This is a genomic window from Hydrocarboniphaga sp. FW305-C-57 (genome assembly GCF_058783045.1).
This window is the reverse complement of the sequence record NZ_JBYSYG010000021.1, coordinates 1-17,710: the sequence shown is the minus strand read 5'-3', so window position 1 is coordinate 17,710 and position 17,710 is coordinate 1. Positions and strand designations below refer to the sequence as shown.

At 65.4% G+C, this 17,710-nt stretch carries 11 protein-coding genes; 6 read left to right on the top strand and 5 right to left on the bottom strand.

What is annotated here, in order from left to right; genetic code table 11:
* Positions 1-62: 62 nt before the first annotated feature.
* The 4 genes from tssH to AC3WUM_RS24760 all read right to left on the bottom strand — a co-directional run bounded on the left by tssH (position 63) and on the right by AC3WUM_RS24760 (position 8,328).
* Positions 63-2,717, bottom strand: a complete 2,655-nt coding sequence (tssH, locus tag AC3WUM_RS24775; RefSeq protein ID WP_492413965.1) for a type VI secretion system ATPase TssH — start codon at positions 2,715-2,717, stop codon at positions 63-65.
* Complete coding sequence (tssG, locus tag AC3WUM_RS24770) at positions 2,714-3,808, bottom strand: type VI secretion system baseplate subunit TssG (protein WP_492413963.1); 1,095 nt, start codon at positions 3,806-3,808, stop codon at positions 2,714-2,716. Before tssG ends, tssH begins: the two co-directional genes overlap by 4 nt.
* A gap of 188 nt (positions 3,809-3,996) precedes the next feature.
* Positions 3,997-5,832: a type VI secretion system baseplate subunit TssF gene (tssF, locus tag AC3WUM_RS24765; protein ID WP_492413961.1), complete on the bottom strand. Its 1,836-nt coding sequence runs from the start codon at positions 5,830-5,832 to the stop codon at positions 3,997-3,999.
* 654 nt (positions 5,833-6,486) lie between these two features.
* A complete protein-coding gene (locus tag AC3WUM_RS24760; RefSeq protein WP_492413959.1) occupies positions 6,487-8,328 on the bottom strand; it encodes an MltA domain-containing protein in 1,842 nt (613 codons plus the stop codon).
* Between the two features lie 232 nt (positions 8,329-8,560).
* Between AC3WUM_RS24760 and AC3WUM_RS24755 the strand changes: the two genes are divergently transcribed.
* The 5 genes from AC3WUM_RS24755 to AC3WUM_RS24735 all read left to right on the top strand — a co-directional run bounded on the left by AC3WUM_RS24755 (position 8,561) and on the right by AC3WUM_RS24735 (position 14,877).
* The gene (locus tag AC3WUM_RS24755; protein WP_492413957.1) at positions 8,561-9,529 is read left to right on the top strand and encodes an ABC transporter ATP-binding protein; all 969 of its coding nucleotides are present in this window, start codon (positions 8,561-8,563) and stop codon (positions 9,527-9,529) included.
* 2 nt (positions 9,530-9,531) lie between these two features.
* On the top strand, positions 9,532-10,293 hold the full coding sequence (locus tag AC3WUM_RS24750) for an ABC transporter permease (protein WP_492413986.1): 762 nt from the start codon (positions 9,532-9,534) through the stop codon (positions 10,291-10,293).
* A 144-nt stretch (positions 10,294-10,437) separates the two neighbouring features.
* On the top strand, positions 10,438-10,800 hold the full coding sequence (locus AC3WUM_RS24745; RefSeq protein ID WP_492413955.1) for a hypothetical protein: 363 nt from the start codon (positions 10,438-10,440) through the stop codon (positions 10,798-10,800).
* A 190-nt stretch (positions 10,801-10,990) separates the two neighbouring features.
* Positions 10,991-13,789 (top strand): TonB-dependent receptor, encoded by a 2,799-nt coding sequence (locus tag AC3WUM_RS24740; RefSeq protein WP_492413954.1) that lies wholly within the window; start codon positions 10,991-10,993, stop codon positions 13,787-13,789.
* A gap of 2 nt (positions 13,790-13,791) precedes the next feature.
* A complete protein-coding gene (locus AC3WUM_RS24735; RefSeq protein WP_492413953.1) occupies positions 13,792-14,877 on the top strand; it encodes a phytase in 1,086 nt (361 codons plus the stop codon).
* Between the two features lie 54 nt (positions 14,878-14,931).
* On the opposite strand, the gene glgC is transcribed toward AC3WUM_RS24735, so the two are convergent.
* On the bottom strand, positions 14,932-16,203 hold the full coding sequence (gene glgC, locus AC3WUM_RS24730; RefSeq protein WP_492413951.1) for a glucose-1-phosphate adenylyltransferase: 1,272 nt from the start codon (positions 16,201-16,203) through the stop codon (positions 14,932-14,934).
* Between the two features lie 436 nt (positions 16,204-16,639).
* Between glgC and AC3WUM_RS24725 the strand changes: the two genes are divergently transcribed.
* Positions 16,640-17,584 carry a hypothetical protein gene (locus AC3WUM_RS24725; protein WP_492413950.1) on the top strand — a complete coding sequence of 315 codons (945 nt, stop codon included), beginning with the start codon at positions 16,640-16,642 and terminating at the stop codon, positions 17,582-17,584.
* Positions 17,585-17,710: the final 126 nt, after the last annotated feature.

The following is a 17,710-nucleotide window of genomic DNA, read 5'->3' as shown; positions in this document are numbered from 1 at the left end:
GGACTCTCTCCCGCAAGCGGGAGAGAGGAACAGCAAGCGGGCTATGCTGGGAAAACATCAGCTCAACTCACCACATACTCAAACCCGCCCCCAGCCCCGACACTCGCCCTGATGCTCTCGATCCCCTGCTGCTCCGCCATCCGGATCAGCACCTGCTCCGCGATCTCGGGCAGCATCGTCCCGGCCAGGATGTTGTCGATGTTGCGCGCGCCCGAATCGACCTCGGTGCAGCGTGCGGCCACCGCGTCGACGAGCGCGTCGTCGTAGGTGAAGGCGGCGTGATGGTTCGCGGCGATGCGCTTGGCGATCTTGCCGAGCTTGAGCCGCACGATCTTCTTGAGGTTGTCGTCACGCAGCGGGTAGTACGGAATCACCGAGCAGCGGCCGAGGAAGGCCGGTTTGAACGCCTCGTTGAGTTCGGGGCGGATCAGTTCGAGCAGCGTCTCCGCGGCCGGCGGTTCGTCGGGCGGTGTCTGCAGGCAAAGCTGCATGATGCGATCGGTGCCGACGTTGGAGGTCAGGATGATCAGGCAGTTCTTGAAATCGATCTCGCGGCCTTCGCCGTCTTCCATGACGCCCTTGTCGAACACCTGGAAGAACAGCTCGAGCACGTCCGGATGCGCCTTCTCGATCTCATCGAGCAGCACCACCGAATACGGCTTGCGACGCACGGCCTCGGTCAGCACGCCGCCTTCGCCATAGCCGACGTAGCCCGGCGGCGAACCCTTGAGGCTCGATACCGTGTGCGCCTCCTGATACTCGCTCATGTTGATCGTGATCATCGAGCGCTCGCCGCCGTAGAGCGTATCGGCGAGTGCGATCGCGGTTTCGGTCTTGCCGACGCCACTGGTTCCGACCAGCAGGAACACACCTTTGGGCTTGTTCGGATCTTCGAGATTCGCGCGCGAGGTGCGCACGCGCTGGGCGATCGCGTCGAGCGCATGACTCTGGCCGATCACGCGCGATTCGAGCTGCTCGCGCAGCTTGAGCACCACGGCAATCTCGTCCGACACCATCTTGCCGAGCGGAATGCCGGTCCAGCCCGAAATCACCTGCGCTACCGTCGCGCCATCGACGAGCGCCTGCACCATCGGCTCCTGTCCTTGCAGCTGCTTGATCCGGGCACGCGTCGCGTTGAGCGCCTCGGCCGCGGCCTTGCGTTCCGGCGCATCGGCAGCCAAGGCATCGAGCGCATCGAGCTGCTGGATCGCGGCGGTGACGAGTTCCTTCTCCTGATTCCAGCGCGCTTCGAGCGTGGCGATGCGCTCGTTCACCTGCGCGCTTTCCGCGTCGATTTCGCCGAGACGCTTGGCATGATCGGCACCCGCACCGGCTTCACGCGCGAGCGATTCGAGCTCTGCCGCGAGCGCATCGCGACGGCGACGCGAGTCTTCGAGTTCGGCCGGCGTGGCGTTCTGGCCGATCGCGATCTTGGCGCAGGCGGTATCGAGCACGCTGACGGCCTTGTCGGGCAGCTGGCGGCCCGTGATGTAGCGCGATGACAGCTTCACCGCATCGACCACGGCCTCGTCGAGGATGCGCACCTTGTGATGCTGGGCCATCGCCTTGACGACGCCGCGCAGCATGACGATCGCGCGCGCATCGTCGGGCTCTTCGACCTTGACGACCTGGAAGCGCCGCGTGAGCGCCGGGTCTTTCTCGAAATACTTCTTGTATTCGCTCCACGTCGTAGCCGCGATCGTGCGCATTTCGCCGCGCGCGAGCGCCGGCTTGAGCAGGTTGGCCGCATCGTTCTGCCCGGCCGCGCCGCCCGCACCGATCAGCGTGTGCGCCTCGTCGATGAACATGATGATGGGCTTGACGCTCTTCTTCACTTCGTCGATCACGCCACGCAGGCGATTCTCGAACTCGCCCTTCACGCTCGCGCCGGCCTGCAGCAGGCCGAGGTCGAGTGACAGCAGTTCGACGCCCTTGAGCACGGGCGGCACGTCGTCGGCGACGATGCGCGCCGCCAGGCCTTCGACGACGGCGGTCTTGCCGACGCCGGCTTCACCCGTGAGGATCGGATTGTTCTGCCGGCGACGAGTGAGCACGTCGACCATCAGGCGGATTTCGCTATCGCGACCGAGCACCGGATCGAGCTTGCCCTCACGCGCGCGCTGCGTGAGATTGCTGCAGTACTGGTCGAGGTTCGGCGTCGCGCTCGGCTTGCCGGGCGAGGCCGCATCGCCTCCGCTTGCGATCGGGGCAGAGGCCGCATCCGACATCGGCCGCGCATCGCGCGATTCGCTGCTGGCCTCGACGATGGCGTGGAAATTCTTGCGCAGGGTTTCGACGTTGACGGCCGCCAGCGACTTGAAACCGCTCACGAGCCGGCGCAGTTCGTCGTCGGCCAGCAGGGCCACGAGCAGATGCCCGCTGCGCACGCGCGATTCGCCGAACTCCACGCTCGCGTAGATCCAGGCACGTTCGAACAGCTGTGGAATCTGCGGAGACAGCGCCGGCGTGCGTGTATTGCCGGACTTGAAGCCGTCGAGCGCCTTGCCGAGCTCGCGTTCGAACGCGGAAGGCTCGACGTCGAACTGGCGCAGGATGCGGCGCAGGTCGGAGTTCTCGGTCTCGACGAGCTTGAGCAGCAGATGCTCGATCTCGACGTCGTAATGCCCGCGAGAGAGGCAGAGCCCGGCGGCGCCTTCCATGGCGGTGCGCGTCGCGGTGTTGAGCCGGCCGACGAGCGAGCGGATGTTGACGGTCATGATGCGGTCCTCGTTGCGGTCGCTGGAAAGTTGCTTGCACTGCCGTGCACCGAATCGAGCACGGAGAAATGGAATTCGCAGTCGTCGGCCGGCTTGCCACGCCGATCGCCCGCGAGCCAGGTGTTCCAGCCGAGCCGCGCGCGGCGCTGCGGGTTCGAGCCGAGCATCAGCGGCTGCCATTGCGCATCGGCGAGCCGCAGCTTGAAATGCAGATCGACCGCGATGCCGCTCATGAAGCGCGCGAGTTCGGTGGCGCGCGCGAGCTTGCTGCCGCCGGGCAGCAGTTCGTCGTAGGCCCTCGCGCTGAGTGGACCGACGCGCAGTCGCAGCGTGGTCTGGCGATCCCAGTAGCGATGGCCGAGCGCGCAGGCCGTGCCGAGTGCGGACGACGCCTGGCCCAGACGCGCGCGATCGGCCTGCGGAATCGCCTGCCAGGTTCCGAAGCAGCCGTCGACTTCGACACGCGCACCGATGAAATCGCCGAGCACCTGCGAAACCGAGCCCATGCCGTGCGGACGCTGCGAGATGAGGCCCGAGTAATAGCCGAGCGCCTGCGTCGGCAACGCTTCGAGCGCCGCATTCTGCATACGCTTCGGCGTGGTCGGATTGAGGCTGGTCGTGCCCATGCCGACGAGATGGAACACGTAGCGCAGGATGCCGTTGCCGTGCCCGAACTCCAGTCCGATGTCGGCCCGGTACTTGGCCCAGGCGCGCCAGAACAGGCTCAGCAGCCGCGTGTTGAAGATGTCGAGGAAATCGCGCATCACCGCGTCGTTGCGCTGGCGACGCTCGATGAGCCATTCGGTATACGCGCGCGGCAATACACCGCTCGGGCCGGTCAGACCGAAGAAGTTGACCTGCAGGGTCGTGGCGTCTTCTTCGGCAGATGGAGCCTCCAGATCATGAATTTCACTCGCGGGAAATGCGAGCGAGGCCGGCGCCGAAAAGCGCAAAGGGCCGGCCTCGGTCGAGGCGGATCGCGAACCGAAATTCCGGGCGCGATACAGCAGGCGCACGGCCTGGAAGAAGCCGAAACGCTGCGGCTCGGCCTGCAGGCGCTGCAGCGGGGATTGAAGCTGGTCGGGGTTCATTTCAAAGTCCCCTTGCAGTCCTCTCTCCCGCGTGCGGGAGAGGGTGGTCCGTCAGGACCGGGAGAGGGGCTGCCCGGAAAGAGTGCGAACCTGATCGAACGAACCCTCTCTCCCCTGCTACGCAGGGACTCTCTCCCGCAAGCGGCAGAGAGGACACGCAAATCGCGGCAGCGGAATGGTTCATCGCATCAGATCAAATGCAGAGCGCCCGCGCGTGGCGGGAACTGGGTGATCGGCTCTTCGCGCTGACGCGAGCACACCGCGAGGCGCGTGTACGAATTGCCCGTGCAGTAGAGACCGAAGAACTGATCGAGCAGGCGCGCGAGCAGGTAGATGCCCGAGCCGACGTACTGGTCTTCGTCGAAGTGGATTTCGATGTCGGTACCGCGCACGAAGGCCTGTCGCGGGGCGCGGCCGATGCGCGTGACCGAAGGCTGGCTGTGCACTTCGACGATGCCGGCGATCTGCTTGCGCAGGCTCGCGGAGTCCGCGTAGTTGTAGAGGCTAAGGATTTCGAGCAAGGCCTCGCGGCCGCCGTCGACGATCGACAGGTGATTCAGCGCGAGATGCGAAATGAGCCGCCACTGGTTCGCGAGCCGCATCGGCGCGCGCCAGGTGGCGGTCGGCTTCTTGAGCAGGCGCGCGATCGAAATCGCACCGCCTTCCTCGATCTGCAGCGCGCTGTCGTTGCCGCCGAACGGCAGCGAGGACGGCAGATCGCGATTGGTGCAGGTCAACGACAGCGACAGCGTTTCCACCGCCGGCGTCGCGGGCGACATCGAGCGATCGACGAGCGCGATCGACACCTGCGTGCCTTCGTCGTTCGGCAATGCCGAAGGACCGCGCCGCGACAGCCAGTAATGATTCGCCGCGTCCTCGCCTTCGACGCCGTGCTTGACCGAGTAGAACGGCTGGAATTCGACGATCGCCTCGCGCTCGCGACTGCGCGAGAACTTGCGCACCGAATCGATCGAATACACCTCGAGCCCGAGCGGCCGGCGCACGTCCGGAATCACCGGATACTCGTGGCGCTCCTGCGTGATCTGGATCGGTTCGGCCTGCTGCTTGAACAGGTTGACGATCGGCGTGCAATGCAGCCGGAAGGTTTCCGCACTCACGCTTTGTTCGAGCCGCGCGAGGCGCTCGGGACGGCCGAAGGGCTTGATCGTGAAGATCAGATCGACTGCGTTCTTGAATCGCGAGAAATCCAGGCCCGAGACTTCGAAGAACAGGAATTTCTCGGGCAGGACGAAGTATTCCTGAATCAGCTGATAACCGACGAAGGAGCGCGGATCGTAGTCGAGCAGGGCTTCGTCGGCCGAAAAGCCGACGCTCGCGATGCAGCTGGCCGGCAATTCGAGCGGCGCGATCCTGGCGTTGTCGGGTGCGGCGAGCGTGATGCGCTCCACCGAGTTCAGCAGCAGCTCGTAGAGCGCATGCACGACCGGGCTTTCGCCATCGATGTAGAAGCGCAGCTTGTCGATGCCGAGTTGCGCGAGCTGCGCCTGCGGATCGGCCTGCACGCGAATGCGCAGCATTGCGACGGCTGAGGTCGAACGCGCGGAAAAAGCCGAGCGTTCGAGCGCCTCGCAACGCGCCTCGACGACGCTCACGGGCCAGACGTCGACGTCGTAGGCGGTGCGGTACTTCACCGGCATGCCGTTGACCGGCCGCGACAGCAGTTGCGTTCCGCGCGGCACCTGCTGACGGCTGCCGACACCCGCGCCCGGCGCGGCGGACAACTGCGCGATCGACATCGAAGGCACTGGCCGCAGGAAATGCGGATACAGCACGGACAGCAGCGCTTCGGTGACTTCGGGAAACTCGTCGTCGAGCTTGCGATGGATGCGCGCGGCCAGAAACGCGAACGATTCGATCAGCCGCTCGACATGCGGGTCTTCGCAAACCTCGCCTTCGAGCATCAAGCGGCCCGCGATCTTCGGATAACGGCGCGCGAAATCCTTCGACAGTTTGCGAAGGATCGTGAGCTCGTTTTCGTAGTGTGGAAGCAGGTCTTCGAGCATGTCGTCGGCGCTCTGGGGTGCGACGAGTCTAGGAAGACCGGGAGTCGGTCACTATCCGACGGATGGTCTATGACTTGTGGTGCGTTGTTTTGGCTTCGCTGAGAGCCTGCGCGACTCGTGCGTCACAGGGATCGACAAATCAAAAGCAAGGCAACGGCAAAACTGCGGCTGTCGTCGGTTGTCCCCTCTCCCGCTTGCGGGAGAGGGTGATCCGAAGGACCGGGAGAGGGACTGGCTGGAAAGTGCGTTCACTTTTCAAATGAACCCTCTCTCCCCGCCTCCGGCGGGACTCTCTCCCGCAAGCGGGAGAGAGGACAGGCGAGGCAGCTCAGCCCTGGAAAATCTGCGGCGAGGCGAAGCGAGCCAGTAGCAGTAGATGTTCAACCCCTGGCAGCGCCGGCTGGAGCGGCGCGCGCAGTGGGGCAGCCGGACAGGACGTCCGGCTGAGCTTCGTCGCGACCAGAACGTTGCATCGCGTCGAAGCGACCCCGAGCACGCCGCTTCAGCCGGGGACCCGTTTGTCGGGAACCGACGAACGGGCGCGAACTACGGGGCGTGCTTTTCTTGCTTACTTCTTTTGCACGAGCAAAAGAAGTAAGCCCTGGCCGGGAGGCCAAAACTCTCAGGGCCGAGCAGGATCACCACGAAGCCCAGCTACTCCTCAACACAATTATCCGCATCCGCCACCACACACTCCGCCGCCTTCACCGCTCCCCCCACACCGCGCGTGCGCACCGGATCCGCCGCCGCGATCTGCAAATCCTTCGGCAACAGCAACCACATCCGGCCCGCATCCTTCATCGCCGCCGCCTGCGATCCCGCCCGCGGCCCGAAGCCCCAGAAGAAATCCGCGCGCACCGGTCCGCGAATCGCACCGCCGGTGTCCTGCGCGAACATCAGCCGTCCCTGTTTCTGCGAACCATCGTCCGCCACCGTCGACAGGAACACCGGATAGCCGAGCGGCGTCGTGCGCGGATCGACGGCGATCGATCGGCCCGCCGTGAGCGAGACACCGAGCGCGCCGAGCGGACCTTGCGGGCCATCCGGAATGCGCCGGAAGAACACATAGCTCGGATCGGGAATATCGGTAGCCTGGCTGAGCCTCGGCGCAGCCGACGGCAGGCTCGCCGGATCGGTATCCGGCGTCACGGCAGCCACTGCATTCGTCGCAGCCGCGGATGAGGCCGCAGGAACCGCAGCGGGCGCCGATCCCGGTTTCTTGAGCGCCGCGATCATCGCCGCCACTTCGGGCGAAACGCCCACGTTGTTCGGGGAGCCCGCAGCGGCAGCGGGCTTCGCAGGCCGCGGAGCCGAAACCGTCGGCGCGGTGCTGCTCGCCACCGGCCGCGCGGACGGCGCGGACTTGCCCTTGAGCTTGGCGATGATGTCGGCAACTTCCGCGTTCTGCGGCGTGCCCGGCACCGTCACGGCGGCCGGCGAAGATGAAGACGACGACGCGATCTGCAATCCGCGCGTCTTCGCCGCGCTCGCGACGAGCACCGCGTCTTCGGGCTTTCCTCGCGGCAGGAACGGATAACCGTTCTGCTCGCCATAGGCCACGCGCACGATCTCGCCGCTCGTGAGCTTGATCTTGCCCGAGCCCTGCACCTGCAGCGAGTACAGCGCATACGGATCGTCGACCCAGGCGAATACCGGCGCGCGCAGTTCGCGCTTTTCGATCTCCTGTCGCGACCAGTACGGCACGATCGCGGGCGTCGCGCTTTCGTCGATGCGCACGCGGAACTTCTTGTCGCGAATGCCGGGCTCGGTGTCGCCGAGCTGCACGAGATACTCGCGCGCGCCCTTGGCGCCCGGCACCGCCGGAATCAGCAGGCGATCGTCGTTGCGAAACCACTGGCGATCGGCGCCCGTGAGCGACCTGGCCTCGACGAACATGAGGTCCGACGGCGTGCCGTAAACCGGATACGCGAATCGCGGGCTCGGGTTGCGGCTGCCGTTGAGTTGCGGCTCGTAGTAGCCGGTGATGAGCCCGTCCGGCGTGCGATCGAGCTGCTGCACCGACCAGGCTCGGAAGTTGTTTTCGAAGAACGTGCGCCAGGCCAGCGGCTGCGCCGCATCGACGGCATCGCTGCGATCGCAGAGCTCGCCCCAGACCGGCTTCTTGCGCAGCGCGGTGCAGGACTGGCGGAAGGCGGCGAGACCTTCGTGCAGCGGGTCGTCCTTCCAGCCCGGCACGTCGGCGAAGGCCACGGGTTCGAAGCGCGCGTAGCGCGTTTCGAACGGCTTGGGCTGATCCGCCGCGCCGGCGTCCGCCACCGGGGCCGCTCCCGCAAGCGCCTTGCCGGGCGCCGCTGGCGCGGAGGCAGATGCGGATGCCGCTGCCTTGGCCGAAGCCGGCGCCGACGAGCCGCAGTTGCAGTCCTCGTCGGCCGGCGCCTGCGGTGCGGATGCGCAGGCCGAGAGCACGGCGGCGGCCGCGCCGATGCCGAGCCGGCGCAGAAAAACCAATGACCCGATGGGCACGCGAACTTTCATCGCCGCACTCCGCTGTTGTGCAGCGAAAAGTGTGGGCCCCGCCGCCGGGCCGGCGCCATCCGCCGCAGGGCCTATGACGTTCGGCCTCCATGCCGGGTGCCGCCTCGTCGGCAGCGACCGGCATGGCGGGCCTGGGTATGATCGGGCCTTTAAACCGCCCGCATCGTCTCCATAGAGCTCCGACCAGCGAGCGGAGCGATAGCCCGGCCCGCGCAATAACAAAAGGAGCCGCATGACCACCGGCAATACCGGCGTCGCCGAGACCATCATTTCGATTTCGGGGCTGACCAAGACTTACGCCTCGGGCTTCCAGGCGCTCAAGGGCGTGGACCTGTCGATCCGGCGCGGCGAAATCTTCGCCCTGCTCGGCCCCAACGGGGCCGGCAAGACCACGCTGATCAGCATCGTCTGCGGCGTCGCGCGGCCGAGCACCGGCAGCGTGCTCGCCGGCGGCCACGACGTGGTGCGCGACTTCCGCGCCGCGCGCAGCCTGATCGGCCTGGTGCCGCAGGAGCTGTCGACCGATGCCTTCGAAACCGTCTGGGACACCGTGCGCTTCAGCCGCGGTCTGTTCGGCAAGCCGCGCAACGACAAGCTGATCGAGCAGGTGCTGCGCGATCTGTCGCTGTGGGACAAGCGCGGCAGCAAGATCATGCAGCTCTCGGGCGGCATGAAGCGGCGCGTGATGATCGCCAAGGCGCTGTCGCACGAGCCGGACATCCTGTTCCTCGACGAGCCCACGGCCGGTGTCGACGTGGAACTGCGCCGCGACATGTGGCAGCTCGTGCGCGGCCTGCGCGAGCGCGGCGTCACCATCATCCTGACCACACACTACATCGAGGAAGCCGAGCAGATGGCCGACCGCATCGGCGTGATCAACCACGGGCAGATCGTGCTCGTCGAAGCAACGCAGACCCTGATGCAGAAGCTCGGCAAGAAGCAGCTCACGCTCAAGCTGCAAAGCCCGCTCGCGAGCATTCCGCCCGAGCTCGAGGACTGGGCGCTGGAGCTTTCGGCCGACGGCAGCAAGCTCATCTACAACTTCGACGCCGCCGCGGACGACAGCGGCATCGCCAGGCTCATGCGCAAGCTCGGCGAGCGCGGCATCGACTTCAAGGACCTCAAGACCGACGAAAGCTCGCTCGAAGACATCTTCGTGAGCCTGGTGTCGCAGCGTGCAGCGGAGAAGGCTTCGTCATGACGATCAACACCTACGCCATCCGCGCGATCTACCGCTTCGAACTGTCGCGCTGGTTCCGCACGCTCGGCCAGAGCCTGGCCACGCCGGTGATCTCGACCTCGCTGTACTTCATCGTGTTCGGCTCGGCGATCGGCTCGCGCATGGCCAACATCGACGGCGTCAGCTACGGTGCCTTCATCGTGCCGGGCCTGATCATGCTGTCGGTGCTGACCGAGAGCATTTCCAACGCGAGCTTCGGCATCTACATGCCCAAGTTCACGGGCACGATCTACGAGGTGCTGTCGGCGCCGATCTCGATGATAGAGACGCTGCTCGGCTACGTCGGCGCGGCCGCCACCAAGTCGATGATGCTCGGGCTCATCATCCTGGCCACCGCGCGCCTGTTCGTCGACTACCACATCGAGCATCCGGTCTGGATGCTGCTGTTCCTGATGCTGATCTCGGTGACCTTCTGCCTGTTCGGCTTCATCATCGGCGTCTGGGCCGATGGCTTCGAGAAGCTGCAGATCGTGCCGATGCTGATCGTCACGCCGCTGACCTTCCTCGGCGGCAGCTTCTACTCGATCAGCATGCTGCCGCCGTTCTGGCAGAAGGTGGCACTGCTAAACCCGGTGGTCTATCTCGTCAACGGATTCCGCTGGAGCTTCTACGGCGTTGCCGACGTGAGCATCGGAGTGAGCCTGGGCATGACCGCGGCTTTCATGCTGCTGTGCCTGGTCCTGCTGGCCTGGATCTTCAGGACCGGATACCGGCTCAAGGTCTGAGTTCGAGCTGCCGGAATACGACACGGCCTGCACGGGAAACCGGCTTTACACCGCTCGTCCCGAACGCCGCGCCGTTCGTCCGCACGCAGCCGCTGCGATCCGGCAGGCGCAAAAAACGGCACCCCTGTTGCTCGGAAAGCAGGCGTGAACACCCACCGGAGGGCGCCGATGCTGTATCACCAGATTGTGTCCGAACTGACGATCCTGAGAATCTTTCAGCGTCATGCGGTGGTACGCGCCGGCAGCCGCTTGCGCTTGTCGGATCTCGAGTGCGAGTGGCGTCAGCAAGGCCTGCCCGAGGCGGCGCTGTACCAGGCGATCGACCGCTTCGAGAGCGCCAGGGCCTTCGTGACCCTGCTCGTCGAGGACGATTATTTCTGCTACCTCGGTAGCGTCGGCGAGCACTGCATCCGCAGCCTGCCGGCGCCGGCCGAATCCGAGCCCGCGCTACCGTACGAAATCATGTCGCTGCCGGGCCTGGCCGACGCGCGCCGCCTGGCGGCCTGAGTCGTCGCGGCAGCTGACAGGAATGGTCGGGCGAGCCGACCATTCCTGTCGGTTCGCATGCCTTATTGTGTCCTCCAAGTCCTTGTCGCCATTGCGCGTCATCGAACTGAAACACGTACTCCATTGAACTGACACAGGCGCTCCCTAGCCTGCGCGCCCTTCGATCGTCTCGATCATGGGGATACGCAAAATGGAAGTGTCGACCAAGCACCCGCGCCGTGTGGTCCTGGCGTCGGGCGCGGTGTTGTGCGTGCTGTCTGCAAGCGCGGGCGCCGGTGAACTCGTCGGCCGCGTGAGCGACGCCAGCGGAATCAAATCGCTGCGCAGCGCCGAGATCGAAATCGTCGAACTCGGGCGCCGCACGCAATCCGGTCCCGATGGACGCTTCCGCTTCGCCGACGTGCCGAACGGCCATTTCGTGCTGCGCGCGAATTACGTCGGCGCCGATCCGGTCGAACTGCCGATCGACGTCAGCGGCGACGCAGCGACCGAAGCCAATATCCAGATCGGGGCGATCGACGAGATTCTCGTCGTCGGCCAGTTCGCCAACCAGGCCAGCGCACTGTCGCGCCAGCGCGCGGCCGACGGCGTGCAAAGCGTGCTCACACGCGACGGCATCGGCCAGTTCCCGGACCAGAACGTCGCCGAATCGCTGCGCCGCGTGCCCGGCATGTCGGTGCAGAACGATCAGGGCGAAGGCCGCTTCATCGTCTTGCGCGGGCTCGACCCGAATCTCAACGCGGTGTCCGTCAACGGTGCACGCGTGCCCTCGCCCGAGTCGGACAACCGCTCGATGCCGCTCGACACGATCTCGTCCGACCAGATCGAATCGATCGAGGTCAAGAAGACGCTCACGCCGGACATGGACGGCGACACCATCGGCGGCTCGGTCGAGATCAACACGACGAGCGCCTTCGATCGCAAGGGCCGCTTCTTCGGCGCCACTGTCGAAGGCTCCTACAACGAGCAGACCGATCAATGGTCGCCGAAGGCCTCGGTGAATTTCTCCGACGTCTACGGCGGCAGGCTCGGCGTCGCCGGCGGCCTGTCGTACTACGACCGCCGCTTCGGCTCCGAAGGCGTCGAGGCCAGCGGCTGGGACGTCGATGACGACGGCCTTGCCTATGCCGATGAATTCGACTTCCGCAACTACGATGTCACGCGCAAGCGCATCAGCGGCTCGCTGTCGCTCGACTATCGCGCGAGCCAGAGCACCGATCTGTACCTGCGCAGCCTGGTGTCCTCGTTCGAGGACCAGGAATATCGCTCGCGACTCGTGCTCGGCTTCGACGAAGCGCCGAGCGCCGGCGACGACGGCAGCGCCACGTTCTCGTCCGACGATGGCGAGATCAAGGCCGAGCGCGAGATGAAGGATCGCAAGGAGACGCAGGACGTCTATTCGATCGTCGCGGGCGGCAAGACCTATCGCGGTCCGTGGACCTTCGACTATATGGCGAGTACCTCGCGCGCCGAAGAGAAGGAGCCGAACGCGCTGTACTCGAACTTCGCGCGCAGCTTCGAGGACGCCGGTGAAATGGCGATCACGATGCGCGGGCTCGACGGCCTCAAGCCGGGCTTCGGCGTGTCGGACGCCGCGCTGTTCAACGATCCGGCCGAGTACGAGCTCGACAAGTTCGAGCTCAACCATGGCAAGAGCGTCGATCGCGAGCACAGCCTGCGCTTCGACATCGCGCGCGACTTCAATCTCGACGCAGCCACCGCGCAGCTCAAGTTCGGCGGCAAGCTGCGCAGCCGCGACAAGTCCTACGATTTGCAGCTCCAGGCCTACGACGATGTCGTCGACGGCGACAAGCCGACGCTGGCCGGGCTCGAAACGAGCGTCGACTACGCACTCGCCGACATCAATCCCACGGTCGCGCATTCGGCGACGCGCAGCTACTTCAACGCCAATCGCGCCAATCTGGTCCTGAACGAGGCCGACAGCGCCTTCGATTCGAACTCGTCCGACTACAAGGTCGGCGAAGACATCGTCGCCGGCTACGTGATGGGCAGCTTCGACGCGCGACAGTGGAAGCTCATCGGCGGCGTGCGCGTGGAGCACACGCGCGACGACATTCGCGGCAATCTCGTCGAGCGCTCCGAAGACGACGACGTCACGGTGACCGGGCAGAAGCGCGATCGCCGCTACACCGACGTGCTGCCGAGCCTGAACCTTCGTTTCGACGCGAGCGACGAGGTGGTGCTGCGCGCCGGCGTCTACCGCAGCCTCGTGCGTCCGAACCTGGCCGATCTGGCGCCGCGCTTCCTCGTCGCCGAGAATGACGAAGCCGAACTCGGCAATCCCGATCTCGATCCGTACAAGGCCTGGAACTACGACCTGTCCGCCGAATGGTATTTCGGCCGCAACGCGGTGCTGCAGGTCGGGCCGTTCTACAAGCAGATCGACGATTTCATCGTCACCACCTACGCCAGCGATACCGTCTACGACGGCACGCCCGTCGATGAACTGAGCCGGCCGGACAACGGCGACAAAGCCACGGTGTTCGGCGTCGAGCTCAATTACCAGCAGGCGCTCGACTTCCTGCCTGCGCCGTTCGATGGACTGCTGGTCGGCGCGAACTACACCTACGTCGACTCCGAAGGCCGGTTCGACACCGAAGACGGCCAGCGCAAAATCGCGCTGCCGGGCACCTCGAAGAATGTCTACAACGCCACGCTCGGCTACGAGAAGCACGGCTTCAGCCTGCGCCTGGCCGCGACGCATCGCAGCGAATATCTCGACGAAGTCTCTCCAAGCGCGGACGAGGATCGCTGGGTGCTGAGCCACCTGCAGTACGATCTGAGCGCACGCTATCGCATCACGCCGCAGCTGCAGGTTTTCGCCGAAGGCATCAACCTGTCCGACGAGCCGTTCCGCGCGGCCTATCGCGGCACCGCGGCCGGCGGCGATCGCCTTTCGCAATTCGAGGAATATTCGTGGACAGCCAAGGCCGGCCTGCGCTTCAGCTTCGCCGCGGAAGGACAGTGAGCATGCACGCCTCGTTTGCACTGCGCACACTGCCGTCGGCCTTGCTGAGCCTGGGCCTTTGCGCCTGCGCGAGCGGCGGCCCGATCGAGCCCATCGCTGGCACCGTGAGCATCGGCGCCGTGCGCGAGACCGTCGCGGTCAAGACTCACGACGACGCGGCCGACGATCCGGCGATCTGGCGCAATGCGGCCGATCCGTCCAGGAGCCTGATCGTCGCTACCGACAAGAAGGCCGGGCTCTACGTCTACGGACTCGATGGGCAGGTGCGCGATTTCATGGCGTCCTCGCGGCTCAACAACGTCGATCTGCGCGGCGACGTGAAGATAGCCGGCGTCGACGCGGTGCTCGTCGCCGCGAGCGATCGCGCCGACGAAACGCATTCCAGGCTCGCGCTCTACGCGCTGTCTCCGCAGACCGCGAAACTCACCGAGCTCGCGAATCTGCCGGCGGGCAATGGCGAGGCCTATGGACTCTGTCTGTACCGGCGTGCGAACGATCGCGCGCTGTTCGCGTTCGTGGTCGAAAAGAGCGGTCGCATCATTCAATTGCAGGTCGACGTCTCCACCGCCCAGCCGACCGCAAGCGTGGTGCGCGAACTGCAGCTCGCGAGCCAGTCCGAAGGCTGCGTCGTCGACGATCGCACGGGCAGGCTCTACGTCGGCGAGGAAGACGTCGGCATCTGGCGCTTCGATGCGAACCCGAACGGTGCGACGCGCGCCGAGCCTTTCGCGAAAGTCGACAAGCGCATGCTCGTCGACGACGTCGAAGGCCTGGCACTCGCGCCGATCGGTGAACGCGGCGGTTATCTGATCGCATCGAGCCAGGGCGATTCGTCGTACGTGGTCTATGCGCTCGAAGACGGCGCGCCGGTCGGTCGCTTCCGGATCACGGACAACGGCAAGGGCATCGACGGCACTTCGGAAACCGACGGCATCGAACTCGCCCTCGGCGATTTCGGCCCCGATTTCCCGCAAGGCGTGTTCATCGCCCAGGACGGAGACAACGCGCCCGAGGCGCAGAACTTCAAGCTGCTGTCCTGGGCCGAGGTCGTGCAGCGCCTGCGGCTCAAGATGGAGGCTTCGCGCTGAAACGGAAAAGCCCGCCGATGGCGGGCTTTTTCGATGCGGACGAGCGCGGACGGCTCAGCGCACCATGTGCGGCTGTCCGAGCATCTCGGGTGTCACCAGCACCACGCCGCCCGAGGACATCGTGTACGCCTTGCGATCGGCCTCGGCGTCATAGCCGATCACGGTGCCTTCCGGAATCACGCAGCCTTCGTCGATGACGGCCTTGCGGATCCTGCAGTTGGGGCCGATCTTGACCTTGGGCAGCACCACGGCCTCCTCGACCAGGCTGCCGCGCTCGACGATGACGTTGGTGAACAGCACCGAGTTCTTGACCTGGGCACCCGAAACGATCGCGCCGCCCGAGACCATCGAGCTGACCGCGTAGCCGCGCATCTGGTCGTCGTCGAAGACGAACTTGGCCGGCGGCGTCTGCTTCTGGTGCGTCCAGATCGGCCAGTCCTCGTCGTAGAGATTGAGTTCGGGTACCACGTCGACGAGCTCGAGGTTGGCCTTCCAGTAGGCGTCGATGGTGCCGACGTCGCGCCAGTAACCGGCCTTGTCGGGTTCATGCACGTCGCGCAGCGCGTAGGCGTAGACCTTATCGTTCTTGATCGCGTGCGGAATGATGTCGTGGCCGAAATCGTGGCTCGACATGGTGGCGCCGGCATCGCGCGTGAGCAGCTCGAGCAGGTAGGCGGCGTCGAAGATGTAGATGCCCATCGACGCCAGCGCGGTATCCGGGCGGCCCGGCATGCCTTCGGGGTTCTTGGGCTTCTCGGCGAACTTGACCACGCGGCTGTCGCTGTCCACCTGCATGACGCCGAAGCCGGTCGCCTCGGCCACCGGCACTTCGACGCAGCCGACCGAAATCTGCGCGCCCTTCTCGACGTGGTGCGCGAGCATGCGGCCGTAGTCCATCTTGTAGACGTGGTCGCCGGCCAGGATCAGCACATGGCTGGGCTCGTGCGCGCGGATGATGTCGATGTTCTGGTAGACCGCGTCGGCGGTGCCCATGTACCAGCTGTTTTCGTCGATGCGCTGCTGCGCGGGCAGCAGCTCGACGAATTCACCGAATTCGCCGCCGAGGAAGTTCCAGGCTTTCTGGATGTGCTGGATCAGCGAATGGCTCTTGTACTGCGTGAGTACGCCGATGCGGCGGATGCCCGAGTTGATGCAGTTGCTGAGCGAGAAATCGATGATGCGGAATTTGCCCGCTATCGGCACGGCAGGCTTGGCCCGCCACTGGGTCATCGGACCGAGGCGGGAGCCCCGACCGCCGGCCATGACCAGGGCCAGCGTGCTTTTGGTGAGGCGGCTGACGAAGCGCGGATCACTATTCGATTGCACGGTTTCCTCGATAAAGCTGCTCAGGCTGGCAGCATGATGTTCGAACTTCATCTGGGCAATACGCTCCCGGCTTTCCTTGCGTAAAGAACAACTTCCTTGTCAAATCGGGCGCTTGTATCGCGCTTTGAAAGACCGATCTGAAGCTTGCCCAGGCAAGAGCGATGCCGTTTTGGCGGTCACTGAACGGCTAAACGAGCGATTAAGTGAACCGGCAGTCGAAAAGCTCCATCGTGCCCCGGGAACCGGCCTGCAAAAGCCGCGGCGAATGCGTCGCGCCGAGGTCGGTCGGCACTGGAGGACGGGGCGTTCGGCCATCGGCTCGCCGACGGGCGGACGCAATATGCAAGACAGTTCCGGAACCGCCGTGTTAATTGAGAGTCATCGTCGAGTGTCGCCGCGATGGCGACTTGCCTGACCGTACCCACGAAGGAGATGCATGAACGTCCGACCGCAGACCCGATGGCTACCACTCCTCGCCCTGCTCGCCGCCGGCTCGATCTGCCCGGCGCAGGCGGCGACCCCTCAGGCCCGCCAGCAGGCGGCGGCCGCGGTCGCCGCCGATGATCCGCAGTGCCGCTCGCTCGGCGACTTCTACTGGGAGATCGGCGACGTCAACGGCCCGCAGGGCAGCGGCGTGATCGGCGGCGAATACACGGCCGACACCAGCATGCGCGTGGCCTCGGCCTCGAAATTCGTCTGGGGCGCCTATGTGCTCGAGAAGATCGGCCGCAACAACCAGCCGACCCCCGAACAGGTCGCCTCGCTCGAAATGCGCTCGGGCTATGCCAAGTTCAATCCTCTGTTCTGCGCGCTCTCGCGCAGCGTCGACGCCTGCATGAGCTCGCGCTCCAACGGCGAGCGCGACAACGGGCTGATCGGTAAATTCGCTTACGGCGGAGGCCATGACCAGCGCCTCGCCGGCGAGCTCGGCCTGGGCCGCCTGAGCGCCCGCGAGCTCACCGACGAAGTGACGAGCTACGTCGGCAAGGACATCGGCTTCACCTACCGCACGCCCCTGCTGGCCGGCGGCATGGAATCGACCCCGAGCCAGTTCGCGACGTTCCTGCGCAAGGTGATTTCGGGCCAGCTGCGCCTGAAGCAGTTCCTCGGCTACCAGCCGGTCTGCACGCAGTGCGCGAGCGCCGCAGAATCGCCGGCCCGCGAACCCTGGCACTACAGCCTCAATCACTGGATCGAAGATACGCCCGGCATCGGCGACGGGGCGTTCAGCAGCCCGGGCGCGATGGGCTTCTATCCGTGGATTTCGAAGGACAAGACCACGTACGGGATTCTGGCCCGGCAGAAGATGGGGCCGGGCGCGTACTGGGACAGCGTGTTGTGCGGGCGCCAGATTCGGAAGGCTTGGATGGAGGCGCGGTAGGCAAAGCTTTCTGCCGGGGCTTCGCGGCAAGCCTGCGCTGTCGGTTGTTCCCTCTCCCGCTTGCGGGAGAGCAACTGTGTTTCAGGTCAAGATGCCTGAGGCTGGTTGGAGTTCGAAAGCTTTGCC

What these genes read in the sequence shown, in the direction of transcription:
- tssH (WP_492413965.1), bottom strand. Translation starts at nt 2,717, where the DNA reads ATGACCGTCAACATCCGCTCGCTCGTCGGCCGGCTCAACACCGCGACG.
- AC3WUM_RS24735 (WP_492413953.1), top strand. Translation starts at nt 13,792, where the DNA reads ATGCACGCCTCGTTTGCACTGCGCACACTGCCGTCGGCCTTGCTGAGC.
- tssG (WP_492413963.1), bottom strand. Translation starts at nt 3,808, where the DNA reads ATGAACCCCGACCAGCTTCAATCCCCGCTGCAGCGCCTGCAGGCCGAG.
- AC3WUM_RS24760 (WP_492413959.1), bottom strand. Translation starts at nt 8,328, where the DNA reads ATGAAAGTTCGCGTGCCCATCGGGTCATTGGTTTTTCTGCGCCGGCTC.
- AC3WUM_RS24725 (WP_492413950.1), top strand. Translation starts at nt 16,640, where the DNA reads ATGAACGTCCGACCGCAGACCCGATGGCTACCACTCCTCGCCCTGCTC.
- AC3WUM_RS24740 (WP_492413954.1), top strand. Translation starts at nt 10,991, where the DNA reads ATGGAAGTGTCGACCAAGCACCCGCGCCGTGTGGTCCTGGCGTCGGGC.
- AC3WUM_RS24755 (WP_492413957.1), top strand. Translation starts at nt 8,561, where the DNA reads ATGACCACCGGCAATACCGGCGTCGCCGAGACCATCATTTCGATTTCG.
- tssF (WP_492413961.1), bottom strand. Translation starts at nt 5,832, where the DNA reads ATGCTCGAAGACCTGCTTCCACACTACGAAAACGAGCTCACGATCCTT.